This is a genomic window from Micromonospora sp. NPDC052213, from assembly GCF_040679695.1.
Taxonomy (GTDB): domain Bacteria; phylum Actinomycetota; class Actinomycetes; order Mycobacteriales; family Micromonosporaceae; genus Micromonospora.
This window is the reverse complement of sequence record NZ_JBFAVI010000412.1, coordinates 1-1,061: the sequence shown is the minus strand read 5'-3', so window position 1 is coordinate 1,061 and position 1,061 is coordinate 1. Positions and strand designations below refer to the sequence as shown.

General features: G+C 68.8%; 1 pseudogene. It reads left to right on the top strand.

What is annotated here, in order from left to right:
* Positions 1 to 1,061, top strand: a pseudogene (locus tag AB0L34_RS34355) (hypothetical protein); the annotation flags it as partial.

Sequence of the window (1,061 nt, the reverse complement as noted above, 5' to 3'; positions counted from 1 at the left end):
CGTCGGTGGTGGCGCTGTCCTGGGTCCTGCTGGCCTCCCTGGTGCCGTTGTTCCTGCTGGCGCCATTCCTGCAACGGGCAGCCGTGGTGGGGCCGTGGTGGCGAGGCCTGCCGTCGATCTCGCTGGTGGGATGGTCGATGCTCAACTTCGTGGTGCTGACCGTGGCCGGCGCGTTGTGCTGGAGTCTGCCGGGCTGGTGGTCGGTGCCGGTGGCCGCCGTGGCCGGGGTGGTCAACGGGCTGCTGTGGAACCGGACGGTCCGTACCGCGCTGATCAATCCATCGACAAGGTGGGTGAGGGTGCCGGCGACTCCCGTCGCGGCGGTTCTCGCCCTTGCGGTGCCGTTGCTCATCCCGCCGATGGTGGATGCCGTGCCGGACAAGAGCTTGCGGGCCGAGGCGGTGGTCCTCGACCACCCGCTGCCGCCCGACGTGCCGCAGGCAGTCATCGTCCTCGCAGGTTACGGGTCGTCGTACGGGGGCGAGCAACCTCTCGACAATCGTGTCGAGAGGTTCTCCTACCGAGGGTTGAGCCGGGACGGCACACCCCTGCCCTACCGGCCGCACGACACCACGATCTCGGTGGCGGACAGCGTGGGACTCCTCGACGCACAGGTGCGACGACTACACCAGCGCACCGGCCGGCCGATCGCCCTGATCGGGGAAAGCGAAGGCGCGATCGTCGCCCGAACCTACCTTCAGCAGCGAGCGCACCCCGCCGTCGACACGCTGGCCATGTTCAGTCCTCTGATCAACGCGGGTCGCGCCTACTACCCGCCCCCGCGCGAGAACCACGGCTGGGGCGTGGCGACGGGATCGCAGCTTCGGATCGTGTTCGGCGTGATGCGCCTGTTCGGTGGCCCACATGCCGGGCCCGACGAACCGTTCATCCGCTCCCTGGTCGACGACGCGCCGTTCTACCGTAACCAACTCATGTGTCCGGTGCCCGGGATCCGGATGGTCGCCTTCATTCCCACCACCACGGCCGCAGAGGCGCCACCCGGCGACTACAGCGGGATCCCCGTCTTCCAGATGCCCGGCGTACACGGGGGTCTTCTCAAC